Origin of the sequence: Aeromonas sp. BIGb0445 (assembly GCF_024809075.1) — a bacterium.
Classification (GTDB): domain Bacteria; phylum Pseudomonadota; class Gammaproteobacteria; order Enterobacterales; family Aeromonadaceae; genus Aeromonas; species Aeromonas rivuli.
In genome coordinates, this window is record NZ_JANUES010000001.1 from 229023 (window position 1) to 251129 (window position 22107).

Genomic DNA, 22107 nt, shown 5'->3' on the forward strand with positions numbered 1-22107 from the left:
GCGATGAGTTTCAAGCAATTTCTTGAAAATATGGAACACCACTTCGAGCCGGGCGGCAAGTACGAGAAGTACTACGCCCTGTACGAAGCGGCTTTCACCATTTTCTACACACCGGGTTCTGTAACCCGTAACGCCGCCCACGTTCGTGATGCCCTCGATCTGAAGCGCATGATGATCATGGTATGGCTGGCCGTGTTCCCGGCCATGTTCTGGGGCATGTTCAACATAGGCAACCAGGCGATCGCTGCCATCGCGCACCTCGGCTCCGCCGCCGGTGCCGTCTCCTGGCAGTATGGTCTGGCTACCCTGTTGGGTGCTTCTCTGGATCCGGCAGTGGCCGGTATCGGCAGCAAGATGCTGATCGGTGCGGCCCACTTCTTCCCCATCTATATCACCGTCTTCATCGTCGGTGGTTTCTGGGAAGTGCTGTTCGCCATGATCCGCAAGCACGAGATCAACGAAGGCTTCTTCGTGACCTCCATCCTGTTTGCACTGATCGTGCCGCCTGAGCTGCCCCTGTGGCAAGCTGCCCTCGGCATCACCTTCGGTGTGGTCATGGCCAAGGAAGTGTTCGGTGGTACCGGCAAGAACTTCCTGAACCCTGCCCTGGCGGGTCGTGCGTTCCTGTTCTTCGCCTACCCGAGCCAGATCTCTGGCGACGCCGTCTGGGTTGCCGTCGATGGCTACTCCGGTGCGACCGCCCTGAGCCAGTGGGCTCAAGGTGGCCAGATGTCGCTGATCAATGGCGCCACCGGTCAGGCCATCAGCTGGATGGATGCCTTCCTGGGCAACCTGCCGGGTTCCATCGGTGAAGTCTCCACCCTGATGATCCTCATCGGCGCGGCCATGATCGTCTACATGCGGATCGCATCCTGGCGCATCATCGCCGGTGTCATGATCGGTATGATAGCGACCTCCCTGCTGTTCAACGTCATAGGTTCAGATACCAACCCCATGTTCAACATGCCGTGGCATTGGCATCTGGTACTGGGTGGCTTTGCCTTCGGGATGGCCTTCATGGCAACCGATCCCGTGTCTGCTTCCTTTACCAACAAAGGTAAATGGTGGTACGGCATCCTGATCGGTCTCATGGTGGTGCTGATCCGTGTTGTGAACCCCGCCTTCCCGGAAGGCATGATGTTGGCCATTCTGTTTGCGAACCTGTTTGCCCCGCTGTTTGACCATTTCGTGGCACAGGCGAACATCAAGCGGAGGATCAGTCGTGGCGTTTAATAAAGACTCAACCGTCGGCACCGTCAGCATAGTGGCGGGTCTGTGCCTGGTCTGCTCCATCGTGGTCTCTGTGGCCGCCGTGGGCCTGCGTCCGGCTCAGCAGCTGAACAAGGCTCTGGACAAACAGAGCAACATCCTTGCCGTTGCTGGCATTGATGTGACCAGCATCGCCAAGAATGAACTCGGCAAGCTCTATGGCGACAAGATCGAAGCCCGTCTGGTAGATCTCTCTACCGGTCAGTTCGTCGATGGCGATGCTGATGGCTTCGATTTCAAGCTGGCTGCCAAGAATCCGGCCGAGAATGTTCGTCTGGCACCTTCCGATGACAAGGCCGGGATCCGTCAGATCTCCAAATTGATGCCGGTCTTCTTCGCCAAAGACAGCGAAGGCAAGGTCGATAACATCATATTGCCGATCTATGGTCAGGGCCTCTGGTCTACCATGTATGCCTTCGTCGCCGTTGCCGCTGATGGCCAGACCATCAAGGGCATCACCTACTATGACCAGGGCGAAACCCCGGGTCTGGGTGGCGAAATCGAGAACCCGGCATGGCGTGAGCTGTTCGTCGGCAAGAAGCTGTTCGGTCAAGATGGTCAGCCTGCGCTGCGGGTGATCAAGGGTCATGCCCCGGAAGGTTCCGAGCATGAGATCGATGGTCTCTCCGGCGCTACCCTGACCAGCAACGGTGTCCAGCACTCGTTCGATTTCTGGATGGGCCCCCAGGGCTTCGGTCCTTTCCTTGCCAAGATCCGCGCAGGAGAACTCAACAATGGCTGACAATACCGCAATGAAGAAGTTGCTGTTGACGCCAGTGCTCGGCAACAACCCCATCGCCTTGCAGGTGTTGGGTGTCTGTTCCGCCCTGGCCGTTACCAGCCAGATGAAGACGGCGTTCGTCATGACCCTGGCGGTCATGGCGGTCACCGCCTTCTCTAACCTGTTCATCTCCCTGATCCGTAACCAGATCCCGAACAGTGTGCGCATCATCGCCCAGATGGCGATCATCGCGTCCCTGGTTATCGTGGTTGACCAGGTGCTCAAGGCGTATGCCTATGACATCTCCAAGCAACTGTCGGTATTCGTGGGTCTCATCATCACCAACTGTATCGTGATGGGTCGTGCCGAAGCCTTTGCCATGAAGAGTGCCCCGCTGCCCTCCTTCCTGGACGGTATCGGTAACGGTCTGGGTTATGGCGCCGTGCTGCTGACCGTGGCGACCGTGCGCGAGATCTTAGGGTCAGGCACCTGGTTCGGCATCGAGCTGCTGCCGCTGGTCAACAACGGTGGCTGGTATGTGCCCAACGGTCTGCTGCTGCTGCCGCCGAGTGCATTCTTCATCATTGGTCTGATCATCTGGGGCGTACGCACCAAGGATCCCAAGCAGGTGGAGGCGAAGGATTAAGGTATGGAACATTATCTGAGTCTGTTGGTTCGTTCGATTTTCATCGAAAACTTGGCCCTCTCCTTCTTCCTGGGGATGTGTACCTTCCTGGCGGTGTCCAAGAAGGTCAAGACCGCCATGGGTCTGGGTATCGCCGTGGTGGTGGTGCAAACCATCGCCGTACCGGCTAACAACCTGATCTACAACTTCGTGTTGAAAGACGGTGCCCTGGCCCCCGGTCTGGACTTAAGCTTCCTGAGCTTCATCACCTTCATCGGTGTGATTGCGGCCCTGGTGCAGATCCTGGAGATGGCCCTGGACAAGTATTTCCCTGCGCTCTACAACGCCCTGGGTATCTTCCTGCCACTGATCACCGTGAACTGCGCCATCTTCGGCGGCGTCTCCTTCATGGTGCAGCGTGACTACAACTTCGCGGAGTCTGTGGTCTATGGCGTGGGCTCGGGTGCCGGTTGGATGCTGGCCATCGTTGCGATGGCGGGGATCCGCGAGAAGATGAAGTACTCCGATGTTCCGGAGGGCCTGCGTGGTCTGGGCATCACCTTCATCACCGCGGGTCTGATGGCGCTGGGCTTTATGTCCTTCTCTGGTATTTCCTTGTAATCGGAAAAGGAATCATAAATGGAAATTATTCTGGGTGTGGTCATGTTTACCGTGATCCTGCTGGCCTTGGTGGCAGTCATTCTGTTCGCCAAGTCCAAGCTGGTGACCGCGGGTGACGTGACAATCAGCATCAATGGCGATCCGGCCAAGGGCGTGACCAGCCCGGCCGGTGGCAAGCTGCTCAGCGTGCTGGCCGGTAGCGGCATCTTCGTCTCCTCCGCCTGCGGCGGCGGCGGCTCCTGTGGTCAGTGCAAGGTGCGAGTCAAGGCGGGCGGCGGTGACATACTGCCGACCGAACTGGATCACATCAGCAAGGGTGAAGCCCGTCATGGGGAGCGTCTGGCCTGTCAGGTCACCGTGCGTTCCGACATGGAGATCGAGCTGCCTGAAGAGATCTTCGGGGTGAAGAAGTGGGACTGTACTGTTATCTCCAACGATAACAAGGCCACCTTCATCAAGGAGCTCAAGCTGCAGATCCCCGATGGGGAGAGCGTGCCGTTCCGCGCCGGTGGTTATATCCAGATCGAAGCGCCGGCCCACCACGTCAAGTACAACAGCTTCGATATTCCCGAGGAGTATCGTGGTGACTGGGATCGCTTCAAGATCTTCGAGCTGGAGTCTGTGGTGAAGGAGCCGATCATTCGTGCTTACTCCATGGCGAACTATCCGGAAGAGTTCGGCATCATCATGCTGAACGTGCGGATCGCGACCCCGCCACCGAGCAATTGGACTGCGCCTCCCGGCCAGATGTCCTCCTATATCTTCAGCCTCAAGGCTGGGGACAAGGTGACCATCTCGGGTCCGTTTGGTGAGTTCTTTGCCAAAGACACCGACGCCGAAATGGTGTTTGTCGGCGGTGGTGCCGGCATGGCGCCGATGCGCTCCCACATCTTCGACCAGCTGCGTCGTCTGAAGACCAATCGCAAGATGACCTTCTGGTACGGTGCTCGCTCCAAGCGCGAGATGTTCTATGTCGAAGACTTCGACATGCTGGCCGCCGAGAACGACAACTTCCAGTGGCACGTTGCCCTGTCTGATCCGCAACCGGAAGACAACTGGGATGGCTACACCGGCTTCATCCACAACGTCTTGTTCGAGAACTATCTCAAGCACCACGAGGCGCCGGAAGATTGCGAGTTCTACATGTGTGGACCTCCCGTCATGAACGCGGCCGTCATCAACATGCTGAAGAACCTCGGCGTTGAAGACGAAAACATCCTCCTGGATGACTTTGGTGGTTAATCCATGCGCAGTGTTGTAAAGACCTGGCTAGCCTTCGGGCTAGCCTTTTTCTTGGCAGGGTGTGGCCAGGAGAATGTCAAAACTCATCCGGAGATGCAGATCACCGGCAGCACCATGGGTACTTATTACTCCATCAAGGTGGCCGATGACGCCATCTTGGACAAAGCCAAGTTCCAGGCCGATATCGACCAGCTGCTCGAGCTGGTGAACGATCAGATGTCCACCTACAGGCCGGAGTCGGAACTGTCCCGGTTCAATCAGGCCCGTAACGCGACGCCGGTTGTGGTCTCTCGCGATACCGCCCGTGTGGTGACCGAGTCCCTGCATCTGGGCCGCGAGACCCGCGGCGCCCTGGATGTGACGGTGGGCCCTCTGGTCAATCTGTGGGGCTTTGGCCCGGATGCAAAGCCGACCAAGGTGCCATCCGATGAGCTGATCAGCCAGACTCGCCAGAAGACGGGGCTGGGCAATCTGCACGTGATCACCTCGGCCGATGCCGATACCCTGCAGAAGGACATTCCGGATCTCTATGTGGATCTCTCCTCCATCGCCAAAGGCTTTGGGGTCGACAAGGTCGCCGAGTATCTGGAAGCCAAGGGGTCGCGCAATTATCTGGTCGAGATCGGCGGCGAGCTGCGCATCAATGGCGTCAACGGCAAGGGTCACCCCTGGCGCGTCGCCATCGAGAAGCCAACCGTCAATCTGGGCTCGGTGCAGGAAGTGATCCAGGTCGGTGACAACGGGGTTGCCACCTCGGGGGATTATCGTAACTATTACGAACTGGATGGGCAGCGTTTCTCCCACACCATCGATCCCGCCACCGGCAAACCCATTCATCATCGACTGGTCTCGGTGACAGTGGTGCACCCCTCCTGCATGACGGCGGATGGGCTGGCCACGGCGTTGACGGTGATGGGCCCCGAGAAGGGGATGGCCTATGCGACCGAAAAAGGCTTGGCCATCTTCATGGTGACCAAGACGGATGAAGGGTTTGAGGAGCGTTACTCTCCTGCTTTCGAACCATTCCTGACCCGTGATGCTAAGTAAGGAATCAATATGCAGATTTTTCTGATCACCTTCGCGGTGTTTCTGTTGGTGGTGGCCGGCATGGCCATCGGTTACATCTTCCAGAAGAAGAGCATCTCGGGATCCTGTGGTGGTTTGGGCACTGTGGGTATCGAGAAGGCGTGCGACTGCCCTGATCCCTGTGACAATCGCAAGAAGAAGATGGCCAAGGAAGAGGCCCGCCGCAAGATGCTCGAAGAGCACAGGATCATCTGATTGCAAAAAGGCCATCTTCGGATGGCCTTTTTTATCTTGAGTCTGGCCAGGCAGACCGCCCTGGCATTGCTAGTAGTCGTATTGGCGGCACTGTTTCTCGCTGTACTCCTGCTGCCAGCGGGCAAGCTCCTCGTGAGTGCCCAGGGTGTCGCCCTTGGCGATGACCTGCTTGAGCGTGGCTATCCTGTCGTGCAGCCAGCGGCACTCGGCGGTGGGATGCTGTTTGGCACTCCCCAGCATAGGCCAGAGCAGCAGCCCCAGGATCAGCCCCCGATATCCCCATCCTCTCTCCATATTGCCCCCTGATATGTCATCTATCGAGTCTTGTAGACTAGTCGAAATAGTGGCCGAAAGATGCCGAATGACACCTATCTGGTCTAGGTCCCGGCGCTGGGGTAAGATGTTGGCATTAACTGTTTATTTGTACAGTGTCATGCGCAAGATCATTCACATCGATATGGATTGCTTCTTCGCCGCCGTCGAGATGCGCGAGAACCCGGCCCTGCGTGAGGTGCCGCTGGCCATCGGCGGTGCGGCGGACAGGCGCGGGGTCATCTCCACCTGCAACTATGTGGCACGCCGCTTTGGGGTGCGCTCCGCCATGCCGACCGCCCTGGCGCGCAAGCTCTGTCCCCCGCTGGTGCTGCTGCCGGGGCGGATGGCGCTCTACAAGGAGACCTCGACCCGGATCCAGGCCATCTTTGCCCGCTACACCGAGCTGGTTGAACCGCTCTCTCTGGATGAAGCCTATCTGGATGTCACCGACAGCCCCCATTGCGGCGGCAGTGCCACCCTGATGGCCGAGCAGATCCGCGCCGCCATCCAGAGTGAGCTGGGGCTGACCGCCTCGGCCGGGGTGGCGCCCAACAAGTTCCTGGCCAAGCTGGCGTGCGAGCGGCGCAAACCCGATGGCCTCTTCGTGATTGCCCCCCAGGAGGTGGACGACTTCGTGCGCCTGTTGCCCCTTGGCAAGATCCCGGGGATAGGGCGCAAGACGGCGGAGCGGCTCGAACTACAGGGGCTCTATCTGTGCGAAGATGCGCGTCAACTGCCAAAAGAGGAGCTCAAGGGGCGATTTGGCAAGCTGGGTGTGATGCTGGCCGATCGCATCTGGGGACGCGACGACAGCCCGGTTCAGGCGAGCCGGGTGCGCAAGAGCATAGGGGTGGAAACCACCCTGGATGCCGATGTCTATGACGAGGCGGCTTGCTGGGCCGTGCTGACCCGGCTCATCCCCGAGCTGGAGCTGCGCTTTGGCCAGCGCTGTCCGCGGGATCAGATCATGGGGCAGGGGATCAAGCTCAAGTTTGCCGATTTCCAGCAGACCACCGTCTACCGCAGTCATGGAGGCTATTCGGCCCCTCTGTTCCATGATCTGCTCCATGAGGGGTTGGTGCGAGCGGAAGGAAAACCCATACGACTCCTTGGCTTGGTGGTGGGCTTGCCAAAGGAGGGGGAAGTGAATCAACTTAGTCTGGATCTCGACCGTTGAGGTTAAGTTTTTGTTATTGTCACCGATAACCTGTAGACGACTGCATTAAAAGGATGTTTCGCATGTTTTCTCTCTCAGTACAGGGGCGTATTACCCTGATTGCGGGTTGCTCCCTGCTGCTCTGTGCCGCCACGCTAGTGGTCTCCTCTCTCTACAACGCGTCCCGCATGCAAAGCGAGGTGATGACCTCCACCACGGCGGAGGCCGAACTGGCCGCGACCCGCTGGATGCAGGCCATGGGCTCGGAGCAGTCGGCCCGGATCACCAGCTATCTGGATGAAGCCTATTTCCGGGCCACCCTGCTGGCCCAGAGCCTGCTGTTCCAGCGCCAGAATGCCAGTGACAACTTCATCCACTCCGAGGCGCTGCGCGGGGCCGTCAACCAGCAACTGCACAATGCGGTCATGCACTCTCCGAACCTGCTGGGTGCCTATGCCATTTTTGAGCCCGATCAGCTCGATGGTGAGGATGCCAACTACCAGGGCTCCACGGATCTTGGCTCCAATGACAAGGGGCGCTTCTCCAGCTATTGGGCCCACGTAGGGGATAAGGTGAGTCTGGAGGTGATGAACGAATCCACCCTGAATGATGCCAGTCCCGATGAGTCTGGCACCCCCAAGAATGAGTGGTATCGCTGCAGCCTGCGTGACAAGGCCCTCTGTCTGCTCGAGCCCTATCTCGACGAGGTGGGCAGCGAGGAGGTGTTGATGACCTCGGTCACCACGCCGCTGCTCGAAGAGGGCAAGCTGCTCGGCATGGTGGGCATGGATATCTCCTTGGCCAAGCTGCAAGCGCTGGTGGTCGAGATGGATCAGACCCTCTACCAGGGCCAGGGGCGGATACTGCTGCTCAGCCATGGCGGGCGGGTCGCCGGTGCTGCCGGTTTTGACATCATCCCCGGCAAGGCCCCCGGTGCACAGTTTCAGGGGCTGATGACCATGCTCACCGGCTGGCTCAGTGCGGGCCAGCCGCTCACTCAGTGGAGCCCGGATGGCAGCAGCCTGCAGAGCTTCATGCCGGTGACCATGCGGGGCAGCGATCAGCGCTGGGGCATCTATATCGATTTGCCACGGGCTGTGGTGCTGGCGTCGGCCAGCGAGCTGCAACGCGAGCTGACGAGCCAGGCAACACGCAGCATCTGGTCCCAACTTGGGGTCGGCAGCCTGATCACCTTGGCGGCCCTGCTGTTTATCTGGTGGATGGCCCATCACATAGTGGCGCCCATTCGCGCCGTGGTGGCTCGTCTCAATGACATCGCCTCCGGGGAGGGGGACCTCACTCAGCGTATCGATATCCAGCGCAGCGACGAGATTGGTGAACTGGCCGATGGCTTCAACCGCTTCCTCAACAAGTTGCAGCTCACCATGGGCGACATCATCACCACAGTCGGCGGCACTCGGGCCAGCGCCACTCAGGCCGCCGTGGTGGCCGACAGTACCAGCGAGGGGATGCAGGCCCAGTATCAGGAAGTGGATCTGGTGGCGACCGCGTTCGAGGAGCTCAGCGCCACTGCGCTGCAGGTCTCGGGCCATGCCAAGGCGGCGGTTGCGGCGGCCGATGAAGCGGACAGTGCGGCCCAGGAGGGCAAGTTTGTGGTGGCCGATACCCAGGTCGCCATGGCCAGGCTGATGACTGTCATCAGTGAGGCCAAGCCTGAGGTGGAGCGCCTGTCAGCCAACAGCGAGAACATCAACGACATACTGACGGTGATCCAGAGCATTGCCGAGCAGACCAATCTGCTGGCGCTCAATGCCGCCATAGAGGCGGCGCGGGCAGGGGAGCAGGGTCGTGGCTTTGCCGTGGTGGCGGATGAGGTACGCAACCTGGCCGGCCGCACCCAGAATGCCATCGTCGAGATCCAGACCCTGATCCATCAGTTGCAATCGGGCACTCAGGCGGTGGTCAAGGGGATCATGAGCGGCCATGCTCAGGCGAGCCTGACCCTGGACAAGGTGGACTCCTCGGTGCGGGTGCTCGAGCAGATCATCTATGCGGTGGGTACCATACACCAGATGAATGAGCAGATAGCCCGGGCGGCGGGGGAGCAGAGCACGGTGGCCGACGAGATCAATCGCAACGTCAGCAATATTCGCGACGTGAGTCATCGCATTCGTGAGCAGGCGGCAACCGCCGCCGAAAATAGCCGCTCCCTGGCATCCCTGGCCGATCAGCAGCAGCAGTTGGTGGGCCAGTTCAAAGTATGAGGAGTGGGGCCCGTGGCACGCTGCGGGCCAACCCCTTGTTGCAGCCATAAAAAAGGCGCCATCCAATAGGAGGCGCCAAACACATTCAGATGACAGACTGGGTCAACACCTCACGGCATAAACCCTCTTCCCGCAGAGGAAGAAACACAACACCACAATCGGATCGTCGGCTCATAAGGCACATGTAAACCACATGGGGCAGAAAAAGTGAGCCATATGACAACGGATTGCGGAGCGAATTATGTTTATTCACTGGTCGGCCCGCAACCGACAAATTATAATGCGGTCCATTAGAAAAACTCATCGTTGGCTGGTGTCATGTCTCGTCGTTTACCCCCGCTCAATGCGCTCAAGGCTTTCGAAGCGGCGGCGCGCCACTTAAGTTTTACCCGGGCAGCCGAAGAGCTGTTCGTCACTCAGGCTGCCATCAGTCACCAGATCAAGGCGCTGGAGGAGTACCTGGGGATCAAGCTGTTTCGGCGCAAGAATCGCTCCTTGCTGCTGACCGAGGAGGGGCAGAGTTACTTTCTCGACATCAAGGACATCTTCGCCTCCATCTCCGAGGCCACCGACAAGCTGCTGGCTCGCAGCGCCAAGGGGGCCCTCACCGTCAGCCTGCAACCGAGTTTCGCCATTCAGTGGCTGGTACCGCGTCTGGTGCGCTTTAGCGAGCGTCATCCCGACATAGACGTTCGCATCAAGGCGGTGGACATGGACGAGGGGGCCCTCACCGACGACGTGGATGTGGCCATCTATTACGGCCGTGGCAACTGGCCGGGATTGCGCTGTGACAAGTTGCATACCGAATACCTGATCCCGGTCTGCTCACCGCTGTTGCTGACCGGTCCCAAGCCGCTGCGCACCCCTGATGATCTGACTCGTCATACCCTGCTGCACGATACGTCCCGCCGCGACTGGAAGGCCTGGTTCCGCCAGCTCGATATCGATGCCCCCAACGTCAACCAGGGACCGATTTTCAGCCACTCCACCATGGTGATCCAGGCCGCCATTCACGGTCAGGGGGTGGCGCTCGGTCACAGCGTGTTGGCCCAGCCCGAGATAGAGGCTGGCCGCCTCATCTGTCCGTTCGAGCAGGTATTGGTCAGCAAGAATGCCTTCTACCTGGTGTGCCAGGAGCAGCAAGCGGATCAGGGCAAGATCGTCGCTTTCCGTGACTGGATGCTGGAGCTGGTGGAGCAGGAGGAGGCCCGTCGCCGGGCGCGGCTCGCCGATGCCTGATCCTGTTTATGATGTGATCCGGGCAGGCAGTGCCCAGGCTCCCACTCGGCTGTTGCTGGCCCATGGCGCCGGCGCAGGCATGGATCACGACTTCCTGACCCGGCTCTCGACCCTGCTGGCAGGATCTGAGCTTGAGGTGATCCGCTTCAATTTTCCCTATATGAGCAAGCGGGCCCAGGATGGCAAGCGCAGGCCACCGGACAGACAGCCGGTCTTGCTGGCCCATTGGCGTGCCATGGTGGCCGAATTTGCCCATCCCCGGCTCTTTATCGCCGGTAAATCCATGGGCGGGCGGATGGCGGCCGAGATAGCCGATGACGTCAATGCTGCAGGATTGTTCGTTCTCGGGTATCCTTTCCACCCTCCCGCCAAGCCGGACGCCTGGCGTGGAGAGATACTCAAGCAGATAAAGACGCCAACTCTGCTGCTGCAAGGGGAGCGCGACAGCTTCGGCAGCCGTTTGGAATTGGCGGATTTCCCCTTCTCCGCCTGCGTCGATGTGCAGTGGTTGCAAGATGGTGACCACAGCTTCAAGCCGCGCAAGGCCAGTGGCCGTACCGAGCCGGAGAACCTGGCTCAGGCGGCGGCCCATATAAAGTGCTTCATCGAGGCGCAGGCTCAAGAGGCTGCCCTTGGTACTGCATTGCAAGGAGTTAATGATGAGAACTAACCCTGTCTGGTTGGTGCTCGCGGGCCTCTTTGGCCTCACGGCCACTATGCTGGGGGCCTATGGTGCCCACGGTTTAGGCGCCACCGGGATAAGCCCGGAGCGACTGGCGGCTTATCATAGCGCCGTCGAGTATCAGTTCTTTCACGCCCTGGCCCTGCTGATGCTGGGTTGGTGCGCACCGCGCCGCCGCGCTATCACTGTGGCGGGCGTTGCATTCACGCTGGGGATCCTGGGATTCTCCGGCAGTATTTACGCCATGGTGCTGCTTGGCAGCAAGGGGCTGGGGTTAGTGACTCCGGCCGGTGGCCTCTGTTTTATGTTGGGATGGACCGCCCTTATCTGGGTGGGCTGTCGTCTTGGAGGAAAAAATGAATAATCTGCTGCTTTATTGCCGCCCCGGTTTTGAGAAAGAGGCGGCGGCAGAGATCACCGAGCGTGCCAGTAACATGCAATGCTACGGCTTCGCCCGGGTCAAGGACGACAGCGGTTATGTGATATACGAGTTGTATGACGAGGAGCAGGCCGATCTGCTGGCGCGCAAGCTGCCGTTCCGTGAGCTCATCTTCATCCGTCAGATGCTGGTGGTGACCCACGAGTTGAAGGATCTGGATGTGGCGGATCGGATCTCGCCCATCATAGAAGCGACCAGCGACTACACCATCTGTGGCGATCTGCGGGTCGAAACTGCGGATACCAACGAAGCCAAAGAGCTGTCGGCTTTCTGCCGCAAGTTCACCGTGCCGCTGCGCCAGGCCCTGCGCAACAACGAGCGATTGACCAAGAAGGAGACCGGCAACCGCCCCGTGTTCCACGCCTTCTTCATGGCCAACGATCACCTGCTGCTCGGTTACTCCTATTCGTTCAACAACTCCGAATTCCACATGGGCATACCGCGTCTGCGCTGCCCGGCCGATGCACCGAGCCGCTCCAGCCTCAAGCTGGAAGAGGCCTTCTATGTGTTCGTGCCCAAGGAAGAGTGGAGCCGACGCCTCACCTCCGGCATGAAGGCGGTGGACTTGGGCGCCTGCCCCGGTGGCTGGACCTATCAGCTGGTGCGTCGTGGCATGATGGTGACCGCGGTGGACAACGGCACCATGGCGCCTGCCTTGATGGAGACGGGTCAGGTCAAGCACCTGCGCGATGATGGTTTCGTCTGGCGGCCCAGCAAGAAGAACATCTACTGGCTGGTGTGCGACATGGTCGAGAAACCGGCGCGAGTGACTCACATGATCGCCGACTGGTTCAAGGATGGAGATTGCCAGGAGGCCATGTTCAACCTCAAGCTGCCGATGAAGAAGCGCTACGCCGAGGCGGTGCACAATATCGAGGTATTGCGCGAGCTGCTCAAGAAGATCGATAGCGCCTTCGTCATCCAGGCCAAACAGCTCTATCACGACCGTGAAGAGATCACTGTGCATGTGTACAACAAGTACTGGGTCTCCAAGCTGGAAGAGAAGATCTGACGGTTCACATCCGATGAGGATGGATGCAAAAAGACCGGCTCTGGCCGGTCTTTTTCTTTTCCCGATACGCTCTGCTTAGGCCGCCAGTTTGTGCAAGACGGAGATCAGAACTTGTAGTCGAAACGCAGGGAGGACTCATCATCGGTGAGCTTGATCTCGACTTGCAGCGGTATCTTCTTGTCGGTCGGGTTGAATTGCATCTTGACCCCATCCCCGCGTAATTTGACGGCGGTGTTCATGCCACCTGCCTTGAACTTGACCCTGGGCCGGAAGTTCTCGAAGGCGAGGCTGACACTCTTCTCCGGCGTCAGGTTGAGCTTTTGATAGGGGGTGATGGTCTTGTTGCCGAGGTTGTCCGTACTGATATCTACCCCGAACGACATCGGTTTGGGGGCTTTCAGCAGGTCATTGGTATCCAGGCTGGATTGCCAGGTCTGGGTGGGGGTCTGTTCGGGTGCCTCTTTCCAGGCTCGTTGTGCGACGGGTCTGTCGATGGCCATTACCCCGCTGCTTATGAGTAGCAGCATCAGCATAGCGCGCATGTCGGATCTCCTTATCCTTGGTCTATTGAACATAGTTGCCAATGGAACAGGGGGGAAGCGGCGCGCCGGAGAAAATAGAGGGAGCCGAAGCTCCCTTTTTAAATCAATCAGTTGAGGGGTTTACAGTCGGGCGATGATGGCCTGGGTGAACTCATCGGTGGAGGCAGTGCCGCCCAGGTCCCGGGTCACACATTCTCCCGCTTCGATGGTGCTGCGCACCGCTTCGCGGATCTGCTCAGCCTTGTCCTGCATACCTAAGTACTCCAGCATCTGGATGGAGGCCAGGATCACCGAGGTGGGGTTGGCAATGTTCTTGCCCGCGATGTCGGGGGCCGAACCATGCACCGCCTCGAAGATGGCCGCGCCATCGCCAATGTTGGCGCCTGGGGCCATGCCCAGTCCGCCAACCAGGCCTGCGCACAAGTCCGAGAGGATGTCGCCAAACAGGTTGGTGGTGACCATGACATCGAAGCGCTCCGGGTACATCACCAGATTCATGCAGGCGGCATCGACGATCATCTCCTCGCTCTGGATATCCGGGTAGCGAGCGGCAATTTCCCGTGCCACTTCGAGGAAGAGGCCGGAGGTGGATTTGAGGATGTTCGCCTTGTGGACGATGGTGACTTTCTTGCGGCTCTCTTTGCGTGCCAGCTCATAGGCGAAGGTGACGATTCGCTCGGCGCCATCGCGGGTGATGATGCTCATCGCCTCGGCACTGCGGTTATCTTCGCTACGCTTCTGGCCAGCCCCCGAATACATGCCTTCGGTATTCTCCCGCACCGTGATGATGTCGATGTTCTCGTAGCGACTCTTGGTGCCCTTGAAGGAGATGACGGGGCGGACATTGGCGTAGAGGTGAAACTTCTTGCGCAGGGAGACGTTGATGGAGGTGAAGCCGCCGCCGACCGGTGTGGTGAGTGGCCCCTTGAGGCTTATCTTGTTCTTTTCAATCAGATCGAGGGTGGATTGGGGCAGCAACTCACCGTGCTTCTCGAGGGCCACCAGGCCCGCATCGGCGTACTCATATTCGAAGTCACAGCCTGCATGGGTCAGGATCTGGATGGCGGATTCAATGATGCTGGGGCCTATGCCGTCGCCCGGGATGACGGTGATCTTGGTTTTTGACATGAAACTAATCCACTTCTAGGGAACGAGGAGGGGGAGGATTCGGCGGTTTTTATATCATTTTCACCCAAAAACCACCATGTTTCTTTACATTTTACCGGTTTTCATCAACAGCGAAGGTGAGCCCGATCATGCTTGTGGCTATTTGCACTCAGCGGGCGCAATAGCGGATCTCCTGCAGATTGAAGCCCAGCGGGATATCGAGGCGCAGGCGAACCAGGGTCTGGGCGAGTCTGGCCTCCTCGGCCTGGGCCAACACCTTCTGCAGGGGCTTGCCTGCATCCTCGGGGGCTACCTCGAGCATCTGGGCCAGGCTGCCATATTGCTGCAACAACAGCGTCGCGCCCTTGGGGCCAATGCCCGCCACCCCCTTGATATTGGAGCCGCCGACACCGGTCAATGCCCAGAAGTCCACCAGCTGCGTCGGCGCAACGCCGTACTGCTGCTGGACGAAAGCGGTATCCAGCCAGCGCTTGTTGAAGTAGTCACGGATCTGGATCTGCGGGCAGATGAGCTGGCAGAACCCCTTGTCGGTGGAGATGATGGTGGCGTTGTGACCATGGCGGGCGATGCCGCAGGCCAGGGTCCCTATCAGGTCATCGGCCTCGTCGGTTTCGGAGAGCAGGGCGTCGATGCCGCATTCCCAGAAGGCATCCTGCAAGCTGGCGAGCCCGGCCCTGAGTTCAGGAGGCATGGGGTTGCGTCCCTCCTTGTAGGCGGGGTAGCGCGCCTTGCGCCAGCCTGGCACCTCACCATCGAGCTCACTATCAAATACGGCGATGACATGGGTCGGCTCACTGGCCGCCAGCAGTTTGCGGCTGGTGTTGATGAGATTGGCCCGGGTGGCGATCAGGGCCTGCTCCGGGCTCAGGGATTGCTGGGCCTGCACCGCATGGAGGCGGCGGATGAGGTTGAGTGCATCGATGATCAGCAGATGGGATTTGGGCGGCATAGCGGTGTGCTTTCTCGAATGGCCAGATCCTCGGGGCCCGGCGGTGGTGACAAGGCGCTGACGCGCTCGGATGGCCATTGTAACAAGGGAGGGGCGCCATTGCGCCCCTCCCTTCATCTTGTCTGCATCGATGTGCGGCTGATCAACGCACAATCTCGTAGCAGGGAATGTACTGGCTACCCGGCAGCTTCATGCGCTGCTGCTTGACGAAGCTCTCCAGCAGGGTATCCATGCGCTGCATCAGCTCCTTGTCCCCGTGCAGCTTGAAGGGGCCATGTTGTTCGATGGCCTGCAGCCCCGCTTCCTTGACGTTGCCCGCCACTATGCCGGAGAAGGCGCGGCGCAGGTGCGCAGCGAGCTGCTGCGGAGCCTGGTTGCGATGCAAGTCCAGGGCGGCCATGTTGGCGTGATTGGGCTCGAATGGCAGCTGGAACTCGGGCTCTATCTTGAGGGACCAGTTGAAGGAGTAAGCATCCCCCACGGACTTGCGGTATTCACGGATCCGCGGCATGGCCTCCTTCATGGCGCGGGCCACCTCGGGGGCATCCCCCACCACGATGCGATAGAGGCTGGTCGCAGGTTCGCCCAGGGTCGCCTTGATGAAGTCATCGATGGCACGGAAGTAGTCGGCACTCTCCTTGGGTCCCGTCAGTATGATGGGGATGGGTTGGCGCTCGTTGGCCGGGTGCATCATGATGCCGAGCAGGTAGAGCAGCTCCTCGGCGGTGCCGACTCCACCCGGGAAGATGATGATGCCGTGGCCCAGACGCACGAAAGCCTCGAGCCGTTTCTCTATGTCCGGCAGTATCACCAGCTCGTTGACGATAGGGTTGGGGGGCTCGGCGGCGATGATGGAGGGCTCGGTCAGGCCGATATAGCGGCCATTGCGAACCCGCTGCTTGGCGTGGCCCACGGCGGCCCCCTTCATCGGACCCTCCATGGCGCCAGGGCCGCAGCCGGTACAGATGTTGAGTTCACGCAGGCCGAGTTCGCTGCCCACCTCACGGGTGTACTGGTATTCAGTCTCGTTGATGGAGTGACCGCCCCAGCACACGACCAGGTTGGGATCCGCCCCCGGATGGATCGCCTTGGCGTTGCGCAGCATGGAGAACACCAGATTGGAGATGTGGCTCGGGCTGGTCAGGTCGACCAGGCGGTTGGCATCGATCTGGTTGGAAACATAAAGAATATCGCGCAGCACGGAGAAGAGATGCTCCTGGATGCCGCGGATGATTTCGCCATCGACGAAGGCGTGCTCGGGGGCGTTGAACAGCTCGAGCTTGACCCCGCGCTCGCGCCGGATCACGTGAATATCGAATGATTTGAAACGCTCCAGTATCTCTTTGGAGCTGTCGGTGTGGCTACCCGAGTTCAGGACCGCCAGCGAGCAGTTGCGATAGAGTTGATAGATATCGCTGGAGGCCGTTTGCTTGAGTCTGTCGACCTCAAGCTGGGACAGCAGGTCCATGCTGCCCACGGGATTGATGTGTGTGATCATGATCTTCCCCTTCTCGCTCAATTGTTATCGTTCTCTCTTTCCCTGGGGATAGAGGGGATGCCTTTGGGCATCCCTCTCGCCTGATAGTAGAGCGAACTTGAGGGGAAGGGGAATAGGGGGCCGTGCGACTGTTGCTTTTTTGAGCGCTTCATCGGGCTGGTATGGCCCCTCGATCAGACAAGGCAGGGCCGATGTATCACGAACCGTGCCACCGCCAGCTCTGCCCGGCGCTGGCAGTACCGGGATTATCCGAGGTCGGTATTGACCCTGTCCCTGCCGCCATTCTTGGAACCGTACAGCGCCTTGTCGGCCCGCTCGAAGGCATCCGAGGGTTGATCCCCCTCCTTGAACAGGGTGGCACCGATGGAGATGGTGATCTCGACCCTGGCATCGCGAAACCTGAATGGAATGCTCTTGATCGCCTTGCGCAGATTTTCGAGGGGTGTCTCGAACTTGTCCGGGTTGACGTTGGGCAGCAGCACCACGAACTCCTCACCGCCGAAACGGGCGATGAAGTCGGTATCGCGCAGGGATTTTTGCAATGCCTTGGCAACCACCTTCAACGCCTTGTCGCCGGCCATGTGGCCATAGTTGTCGTTGATGTTCTTGAAGTGATCGATGTCGATGATGGCCAGGCACAGGGGGGTGCGGTAGCGCAGCCAGCGTTTGTATTCGAGCTCGAGCCGCTCATCCAGCGCCGCCCTGTTATGGACCTGGGTCAGGCTGTCGAGGAACAGCTTGTGCTTCTGGATGGTGAGCCGCTTCTTGTACTCCGCCGTCTCCTCCTTCATCAGCCGCAACTTGGCCTCCATGGTGGAGAGGCGGGTGATGAGATGCAGTTCCCGGGCCGTCATGCTCTCCCGCTCCCGCAGCAGCAAGCCGATGGTGGCCATGTGCTCGCTGATGGCCTCCTTGAGCGCCTCGGAGGAGTGGTGGCGAGTGAGGGTGTCATCGATGGCCTGGACTTCGTTATCCAGGGCCACGCGGCTGGTCTGGCTCGCCTGCTGCAAGGCTCGCCCCTCATCCAGCGACTCGGTGAAGTTGAAATGGACCGAGGAGAGGCTCTCATTGAGGGCCGTCAGGAAGGCACGGGAGCTTTTACGCTCCTCGCGGGTGCCCTCGATGATGAGCTGGATCACCTGCAGGCAGGATTCGGCCAGCAGAGTGGGATCCATTCCCATCAATAGCTGACGGCGAATTTCCGCCAGGCTCTCACCCACGGCACCGGCAAAATCGAGCTCGGTAATGAGGCGCTGCAGTTCATCGGCGATACGGCTATAGACCTTGCCATCCAGGCAGGCGGACGCCTCGCCAGTCTCCTTGCTTGCGGATGCCAGACCCTGGCCCGCGGTGTCGAGAGAGGGGAGGTTTGCGGGTAACAGCTGGATCTTGATGGCCTGCTGATAGAACTCCAGCAATTGAGTGACCCGGCGCTGATGATCGCTGAGGCCATAGCCATTGGGGGCGGCCAGGAATGCCTTGAGGGACTTTCGGGTCTCTTCCGGAAAGCCCTTGAGGGATTTGAGTTGCCTTGAGCCGAGCTCGATGGCGCCCGCGGTCAGGCTGATCGACTCCTCAAGCGCCGTGCTGTGCTGCTGCAGCAGCTTCTCGATGGCGGCGAGATCCTGATCCAGATGGGTCAGGGAGGGCTGGCCATCCAGCTTCTGTTTGAGTTTGGCGAGCTTGCTGTCGAGTTCGCGATCGTGGCCGCGGCAGGCTTGCATCAGTTTGGCGATAAACTGAATGCTGCGGCTGCGCTCAGACTGGGAGCAGAGCACTGTCTCGTCGAGTTCAAACTGTTTGCGCTGAAGGGACTCTCTGAGTCTGGCCAATTGTCCCGCTACGGCAGTGATGTCATTCATTCTTCAGGCTGCCCTGTTTGTTATTATTTATGGCGGTGGGATAGTCCTCTGCGGGCGAGGCCGACTCAGATCCCCAGCGATTCGCTATCTTGTCATCGATCATCTGTGCCCTTCGTCCGTGACAGGCCAGGCCAGTTGATCCACTGTTTGTCGTGAGAAGAGTTTACTTTTACCAATCCCTTGTCAATCGCCATCAGACAGCATTGCCACACATCTCCGTTAAAAAACGCGGCCTGTTGACAGTCGATCGCGGCCAGCTCCAACCAGGCGCTCTGATTGGCCCGCTCGCTGAGCTGGATTGCACCTGCCAGAGCCAGGTAGCAGAGATCGAACAGGCCGAGATGATCGAGGGCGGTAGCCGCCTTGGGCAGGAAGGGATGGCTGACGATGCCGAGGCTGATGCGGCGATCGATGGGCTGAGCGCAGGGGAAGGCGGCGAGCTGCTCGAGCAGTTCTCGGGCCAGTTGATGCAGCTGTGCGACATGACGCTGGGGCACCACATAGAGCAAGTGGCCCTCGCGCAGGTCATAGATACGGCCATCGGGTGGCGTCAGCCCGGCGACATAGTCGCCGAATGCCGTCTCAATGTCCCTCGCTAGCTGATAACCGTGTCGTTCCAGGTTATTGGCCAGGAAGGGCACCTTGAAGAGCAGATAGTGCAACTTGTCATCAAACTCACCCTCGGTCAGCTCATTCAGGTACCAGCGCTCCGATTGTTGCTGACGCTTGGCCATCTCTTTTGGCCAGCGGTTCATCAGGCGCTGCCAGTTGGCCAGACCGCTACGGGGCTCTTTCAGGGTGGCTTCTCCCAGGAAACGCGCCTGTTGGCGGGCGCTCTTGAGCCGCAGCCAGAGGGTGAAGAAGAGGTAGATGAAGAAGGCCAGCAGCAGACCTGTGATGACACTCGACCAGAGGTAGCGCTCCTGCTGATGGCGGCTGTTTTCCAGGCTCAGCTCCAGGGACTTGATCTGCTGCTCACGCTCGACCTGGGTGTAGTTGTCGCGAATGGCCTCCTGCTCCAACGCCACCTGTTGCTGGCTGATCTGTTCGCTCAGCTGGTGGAAGCGCTTATAGCTTTCCAGCGCCTGCAGCAGATAATCCTTCTGTTCATAAGCGAGGGAGAGCAGGCGATAGATCTGGAACTGGCGACCGGTATCGGCAATCTGGTTGGCAAGGTCCAGGGCATTTTCCAGTTGCAAGATGGCGATGGCCGCCTCTTTCTGCTTGAGGTGCAGTTCACCGAGCAGCAGCAGGGTATCGATGAGGGGTCGCTTGTCATCCTCCGCCCGATGCGCCTGGCGCGCTGCGCTCAGATAGCTGCGAGCGAGGGGCAGGTTGCCGTTTTGCAGATAGGTTTTGCCTATTTCGTACTTGAGCTGCGCGACCTGGATGCGCTGGTGCCCCTCGTCGAGCAGGTCCAGGGCATTGAAGAAATAGACCAGGGCCATGTTCATGTCGCCCTGGGTACGGTTCAGGCGCGCCAGCACGGTCAGTGCCTGGCTGAGCAACACGGGATTGCCGAGGGCGTGGAAGTAGTTGGCCGCCTCGTTGGCGTACTGCAACGCCTTCTGGGGCTCCTGCTCTTCCTGATAGAGATCCACTATCTGATTGGCGAGCAGGCCGAGGAACAGGGGATCCGCCAGGGGGCGAGCCTGTTGCTGGGCCGAAATATAGTCGCCAAGGGCGAGCTGGGGCTGCCTGAGGGCATGGTAGAGATCGCCGCTGACCGCATCGACCCAGGCTTGTGCCTTGCTATCGCCTATGGTGCGGGCCCATTGCCGGGATTCGCTGAGTCGTTGCTTGGCCTCCTCGAACTGATGAGATTCGATAAGGTCGGTGATGCGCAGTAGTCGGCTATAGACCTGGAGCGGGCTGTTCTTGAGGGCTGTTGCACCGAGCAACTGATCGAGCTGGGTGCGAAGGGGCACATAATCACGGCCGCTGCCGAGCAGCGCTTTGTTGCGCAGCATCAGATAGAGGCTCTGGGCTTGCAGCTCGGGTTGCTTCTCCTTGCTTGCCAGGGCCAGGGCCTGCTGCAGCTCCTGATCCGCCAGCCGGTGTTGAGCGAGTTGGATCAGGCACTCACCCTTGAGCAGGTGTGCCCCCGTGGCTTGGGCGATGGTGCCGAAGCTGAGCATGGGCTCGCGGTAGCCGTAATCTTGACGATTGCTGATGATTTGCTTGGGATTATTGGCCGTGCGGACCAGGAAGGCCGAGGTGATCTCTACGCATCTGGCCGGATCGCTCAACACCAGGGTCTGAGCCTGTTGCAGATCGATAGACAATTGATCCTTGGTCAGATCCACATTGGGAGCCGACAGGGAGGACATCATCATTGCCAGAAAAAACAGTTGATTCATTAGATTAAGGGCCGCACGGGAGTGAGGGCATGTTATCCAAGCCCCCCCCCGTGAGTCCAGAGTTTACTGACGGATCAGTCGAAGGTTCTCACTTGGTTCTTCCCAGTCGCTGCGGAACGGGTTGATATCCAGGCCGCCCCGGCGGGTATAGCGGGCATAGACGGTGAGTTGCTGCGGGGCGCAGTGCTGTTTGAGGTCGGTGAAAATCCGCTCGATACACTGCTCGTGGAACTCGTTGTGCTGGCGAAACGAGATGAGGTAGCGCAACAACTTCTCCCGGTCCAGACGCGGGCCCCGATAGTGGATGACCACTGAGCCCCAATCCGGTTGGCTGGTGACCAGGCAGTTGGACTTGAGCAGGTGGCTGTGCAGCGTCTCCTCTACCTCGTCTTGACCGGCGGCCCCGATCAGCAGATCTGCATCGAACTCATAGTTGTCGATCTCGATGTCGAGGTCATCGATGCACTCGCCCGGCAAGTCCACTATCTGCTGCGGCGCCTGTGCCAGGGGAGTGAGGGTCACGGCGACCTCGGCGCCAGCACAGGCGCTCAGGTCTTTGGCAAGCAGCTCGCGGACCGCCGCCAGGCTAGTGCAGCGAGTCTGGTTAAAGGAGTTGAGATAGAGCTTGAACGACTTGGACTCGATGAGGTTCAAACTGGTGGCGGGCACGCTTATCTCACCCAGCGCCACCACAGGTTTGCCTTTGTCATTGAGCCAGGAGAGCTCGTACAGGGTCCAGATGTCGGCGCCATGGAAGGGCAAGGGATCCGGCAGGGCCAGATCGTTTCGGTTCAGACTGCGGGGCACGGGTTGCAGCAAGGAGGGGCTGTACTGGCTGATGTAGGCGGACTGTTGGCCCAGGCTCAGCCCCTGCAGGGCGTTGGCGTATCTGTCTTGTTTGCTCATGGGATTGATGGTGCAATAGCGAATGTTGTCGCTAA

Annotated in this window: 21 protein-coding genes; 13 read left to right on the forward strand and 8 right to left on the reverse strand. The window is 59.5% G+C overall.

Translation table 11 applies throughout. The annotated features are described in order from the left end of the window. Positions 1-3: 3 nt before the first annotated feature. Genes M2367_RS01075 through nqrM form a run of 7 tightly spaced genes read left to right on the forward strand, consistent with a single transcriptional unit; the run spans position 4 to position 5759 of the window. Positions 4-1233 (forward strand): NADH:ubiquinone reductase (Na(+)-transporting) subunit B, encoded by a 1230-nt coding sequence (locus M2367_RS01075; RefSeq protein WP_042040795.1) that lies wholly within the window; start codon positions 4-6, stop codon positions 1231-1233. Continuing rightward, positions 1223-2011: a Na(+)-translocating NADH-quinone reductase subunit C gene (locus M2367_RS01080; protein ID WP_224431055.1), complete on the forward strand. Its 789-nt coding sequence runs from the start codon at positions 1223-1225 to the stop codon at positions 2009-2011. The genes M2367_RS01075 and M2367_RS01080 overlap by 11 nt, the downstream gene beginning before the upstream one ends. Next, positions 2004-2636, forward strand: a complete 633-nt coding sequence (locus tag M2367_RS01085) for an NADH:ubiquinone reductase (Na(+)-transporting) subunit D (protein ID WP_042040793.1) — start codon at positions 2004-2006, stop codon at positions 2634-2636. The genes M2367_RS01080 and M2367_RS01085 overlap by 8 nt, the downstream gene beginning before the upstream one ends. 3 nt (positions 2637-2639) lie before the next feature. Beyond that, positions 2640-3236: an NADH:ubiquinone reductase (Na(+)-transporting) subunit E gene (gene nqrE, locus M2367_RS01090; RefSeq protein WP_042040792.1), complete on the forward strand. Its 597-nt coding sequence runs from the start codon at positions 2640-2642 to the stop codon at positions 3234-3236. Between the two features lie 18 nt (positions 3237-3254). Further along, entirely contained in the window at positions 3255-4478 is a 1224-nt protein-coding gene (gene nqrF, locus M2367_RS01095; protein WP_042040791.1) for an NADH:ubiquinone reductase (Na(+)-transporting) subunit F, read from the forward strand. Between the two features lie 3 nt (positions 4479-4481). Next, the gene (locus tag M2367_RS01100) at positions 4482-5525 is read left to right on the forward strand and encodes an FAD:protein FMN transferase (RefSeq protein ID WP_259235535.1); all 1044 of its coding nucleotides are present in this window, start codon (positions 4482-4484) and stop codon (positions 5523-5525) included. Between the two features lie 9 nt (positions 5526-5534). Continuing rightward, positions 5535-5759, forward strand: a complete 225-nt coding sequence (nqrM, locus tag M2367_RS01105; RefSeq protein ID WP_042040789.1) for a (Na+)-NQR maturation NqrM — start codon at positions 5535-5537, stop codon at positions 5757-5759. Positions 5760-5828: 69 nt separating this feature from the next. Here nqrM and M2367_RS01110 read toward each other — a convergent pair whose 3' ends face one another. Beyond that, complete coding sequence (locus M2367_RS01110; protein WP_042040788.1) at positions 5829-6053, reverse strand: hypothetical protein; 225 nt, start codon at positions 6051-6053, stop codon at positions 5829-5831. A gap of 139 nt (positions 6054-6192) precedes the next feature. Between M2367_RS01110 and dinB the strand changes: the two genes are divergently transcribed. From dinB to rlmM, 6 genes are all read left to right on the forward strand, one after another. Beyond that, positions 6193-7251, forward strand: a complete 1059-nt coding sequence (gene dinB / locus M2367_RS01115) for a DNA polymerase IV (protein WP_259235536.1) — start codon at positions 6193-6195, stop codon at positions 7249-7251. 62 nt (positions 7252-7313) lie between these two features. Continuing rightward, on the forward strand, positions 7314-9455 hold the full coding sequence (locus M2367_RS01120) for a methyl-accepting chemotaxis protein (protein WP_259235537.1): 2142 nt from the start codon (positions 7314-7316) through the stop codon (positions 9453-9455). 318 nt (positions 9456-9773) lie between these two features. Next, positions 9774-10694: a transcriptional regulator GcvA gene (locus tag M2367_RS01125; RefSeq protein ID WP_042040785.1), complete on the forward strand. Its 921-nt coding sequence runs from the start codon at positions 9774-9776 to the stop codon at positions 10692-10694. Further along, the gene (locus M2367_RS01130) at positions 10687-11364 is read left to right on the forward strand and encodes an alpha/beta family hydrolase (RefSeq protein WP_259235538.1); all 678 of its coding nucleotides are present in this window, start codon (positions 10687-10689) and stop codon (positions 11362-11364) included. The genes M2367_RS01125 and M2367_RS01130 overlap by 8 nt, the downstream gene beginning before the upstream one ends. Next, positions 11354-11740, forward strand: coding sequence for a DUF423 domain-containing protein (locus M2367_RS01135; RefSeq protein ID WP_042040783.1), 387 nt, complete (start codon positions 11354-11356; stop codon positions 11738-11740). The genes M2367_RS01130 and M2367_RS01135 overlap by 11 nt, the downstream gene beginning before the upstream one ends. Continuing rightward, positions 11733-12827 carry a 23S rRNA (cytidine(2498)-2'-O)-methyltransferase RlmM gene (gene rlmM / locus M2367_RS01140; protein ID WP_042040782.1) on the forward strand — a complete coding sequence of 365 codons (1095 nt, stop codon included), beginning with the start codon at positions 11733-11735 and terminating at the stop codon, positions 12825-12827. The genes M2367_RS01135 and rlmM overlap by 8 nt, the downstream gene beginning before the upstream one ends. Positions 12828-12931: 104 nt before the next feature. Here rlmM and M2367_RS01145 read toward each other — a convergent pair whose 3' ends face one another. From M2367_RS01145 to queF, 7 genes are all read right to left on the reverse strand, one after another. After that, positions 12932-13369 carry a hypothetical protein gene (locus tag M2367_RS01145; RefSeq protein ID WP_224431049.1) on the reverse strand — a complete coding sequence of 146 codons (438 nt, stop codon included), beginning with the start codon at positions 13367-13369 and terminating at the stop codon, positions 12932-12934. 120 nt (positions 13370-13489) lie between these two features. Continuing rightward, positions 13490-14497, reverse strand: a complete 1008-nt coding sequence (locus M2367_RS01150; protein ID WP_042040780.1) for an isocitrate dehydrogenase — start codon at positions 14495-14497, stop codon at positions 13490-13492. A 148-nt stretch (positions 14498-14645) separates the two neighbouring features. After that, positions 14646-15446: a flap endonuclease Xni gene (gene xni, locus M2367_RS01155; RefSeq protein ID WP_224431048.1), complete on the reverse strand. Its 801-nt coding sequence runs from the start codon at positions 15444-15446 to the stop codon at positions 14646-14648. Positions 15447-15588: 142 nt separating this feature from the next. After that, complete coding sequence (gene ppnN, locus M2367_RS01160) at positions 15589-16944, reverse strand: nucleotide 5'-monophosphate nucleosidase PpnN (protein WP_259235539.1); 1356 nt, start codon at positions 16942-16944, stop codon at positions 15589-15591. 245 nt (positions 16945-17189) lie between these two features. Continuing rightward, the gene (locus M2367_RS01165) at positions 17190-18806 is read right to left on the reverse strand and encodes a diguanylate cyclase (protein WP_259235540.1); all 1617 of its coding nucleotides are present in this window, start codon (positions 18804-18806) and stop codon (positions 17190-17192) included. Positions 18807-18898: 92 nt separating this feature from the next. Continuing rightward, positions 18899-21166: a hypothetical protein gene (locus M2367_RS01170; protein ID WP_259235541.1), complete on the reverse strand. Its 2268-nt coding sequence runs from the start codon at positions 21164-21166 to the stop codon at positions 18899-18901. Positions 21167-21229: 63 nt separating this feature from the next. Further along, positions 21230-22072: an NADPH-dependent 7-cyano-7-deazaguanine reductase QueF gene (queF, locus tag M2367_RS01175; protein WP_259235542.1), complete on the reverse strand. Its 843-nt coding sequence runs from the start codon at positions 22070-22072 to the stop codon at positions 21230-21232. Positions 22073-22107 lie beyond the last annotated feature (35 nt).

Bases quoted from the DNA above. Each gene is read 5' to 3' on its own strand.
- M2367_RS01075 (WP_042040795.1), top strand. From the start codon at position 4: ATGAGTTTCAAGCAATTTCTTGAAAATATGGAACACCACTTCGAGCCG.
- M2367_RS01085 (WP_042040793.1), top strand. From the start codon at position 2,004: ATGGCTGACAATACCGCAATGAAGAAGTTGCTGTTGACGCCAGTGCTC.
- nqrE (WP_042040792.1), top strand. From the start codon at position 2,640: ATGGAACATTATCTGAGTCTGTTGGTTCGTTCGATTTTCATCGAAAAC.
- nqrF (WP_042040791.1), top strand. From the start codon at position 3,255: ATGGAAATTATTCTGGGTGTGGTCATGTTTACCGTGATCCTGCTGGCC.
- M2367_RS01100 (WP_259235535.1), top strand. From the start codon at position 4,482: ATGCGCAGTGTTGTAAAGACCTGGCTAGCCTTCGGGCTAGCCTTTTTC.
- nqrM (WP_042040789.1), top strand. From the start codon at position 5,535: ATGCAGATTTTTCTGATCACCTTCGCGGTGTTTCTGTTGGTGGTGGCC.
- M2367_RS01110 (WP_042040788.1), bottom strand. From the start codon at position 6,053: ATGGAGAGAGGATGGGGATATCGGGGGCTGATCCTGGGGCTGCTGCTC.
- dinB (WP_259235536.1), top strand. From the start codon at position 6,193: ATGCGCAAGATCATTCACATCGATATGGATTGCTTCTTCGCCGCCGTC.
- M2367_RS01120 (WP_259235537.1), top strand. From the start codon at position 7,314: ATGTTTTCTCTCTCAGTACAGGGGCGTATTACCCTGATTGCGGGTTGC.
- M2367_RS01125 (WP_042040785.1), top strand. From the start codon at position 9,774: ATGTCTCGTCGTTTACCCCCGCTCAATGCGCTCAAGGCTTTCGAAGCG.
- M2367_RS01130 (WP_259235538.1), top strand. From the start codon at position 10,687: ATGCCTGATCCTGTTTATGATGTGATCCGGGCAGGCAGTGCCCAGGCT.
- M2367_RS01135 (WP_042040783.1), top strand. From the start codon at position 11,354: ATGAGAACTAACCCTGTCTGGTTGGTGCTCGCGGGCCTCTTTGGCCTC.
- rlmM (WP_042040782.1), top strand. From the start codon at position 11,733: ATGAATAATCTGCTGCTTTATTGCCGCCCCGGTTTTGAGAAAGAGGCG.
- M2367_RS01145 (WP_224431049.1), bottom strand. From the start codon at position 13,369: ATGCGCGCTATGCTGATGCTGCTACTCATAAGCAGCGGGGTAATGGCC.
- M2367_RS01150 (WP_042040780.1), bottom strand. From the start codon at position 14,497: ATGTCAAAAACCAAGATCACCGTCATCCCGGGCGACGGCATAGGCCCC.
- xni (WP_224431048.1), bottom strand. From the start codon at position 15,446: ATGCCGCCCAAATCCCATCTGCTGATCATCGATGCACTCAACCTCATC.
- ppnN (WP_259235539.1), bottom strand. From the start codon at position 16,944: ATGATCACACACATCAATCCCGTGGGCAGCATGGACCTGCTGTCCCAG.
- M2367_RS01165 (WP_259235540.1), bottom strand. From the start codon at position 18,806: ATGAATGACATCACTGCCGTAGCGGGACAATTGGCCAGACTCAGAGAG.
- M2367_RS01170 (WP_259235541.1), bottom strand. From the start codon at position 21,166: ATGAATCAACTGTTTTTTCTGGCAATGATGATGTCCTCCCTGTCGGCT.
- queF (WP_259235542.1), bottom strand. From the start codon at position 22,072: ATGAGCAAACAAGACAGATACGCCAACGCCCTGCAGGGGCTGAGCCTG.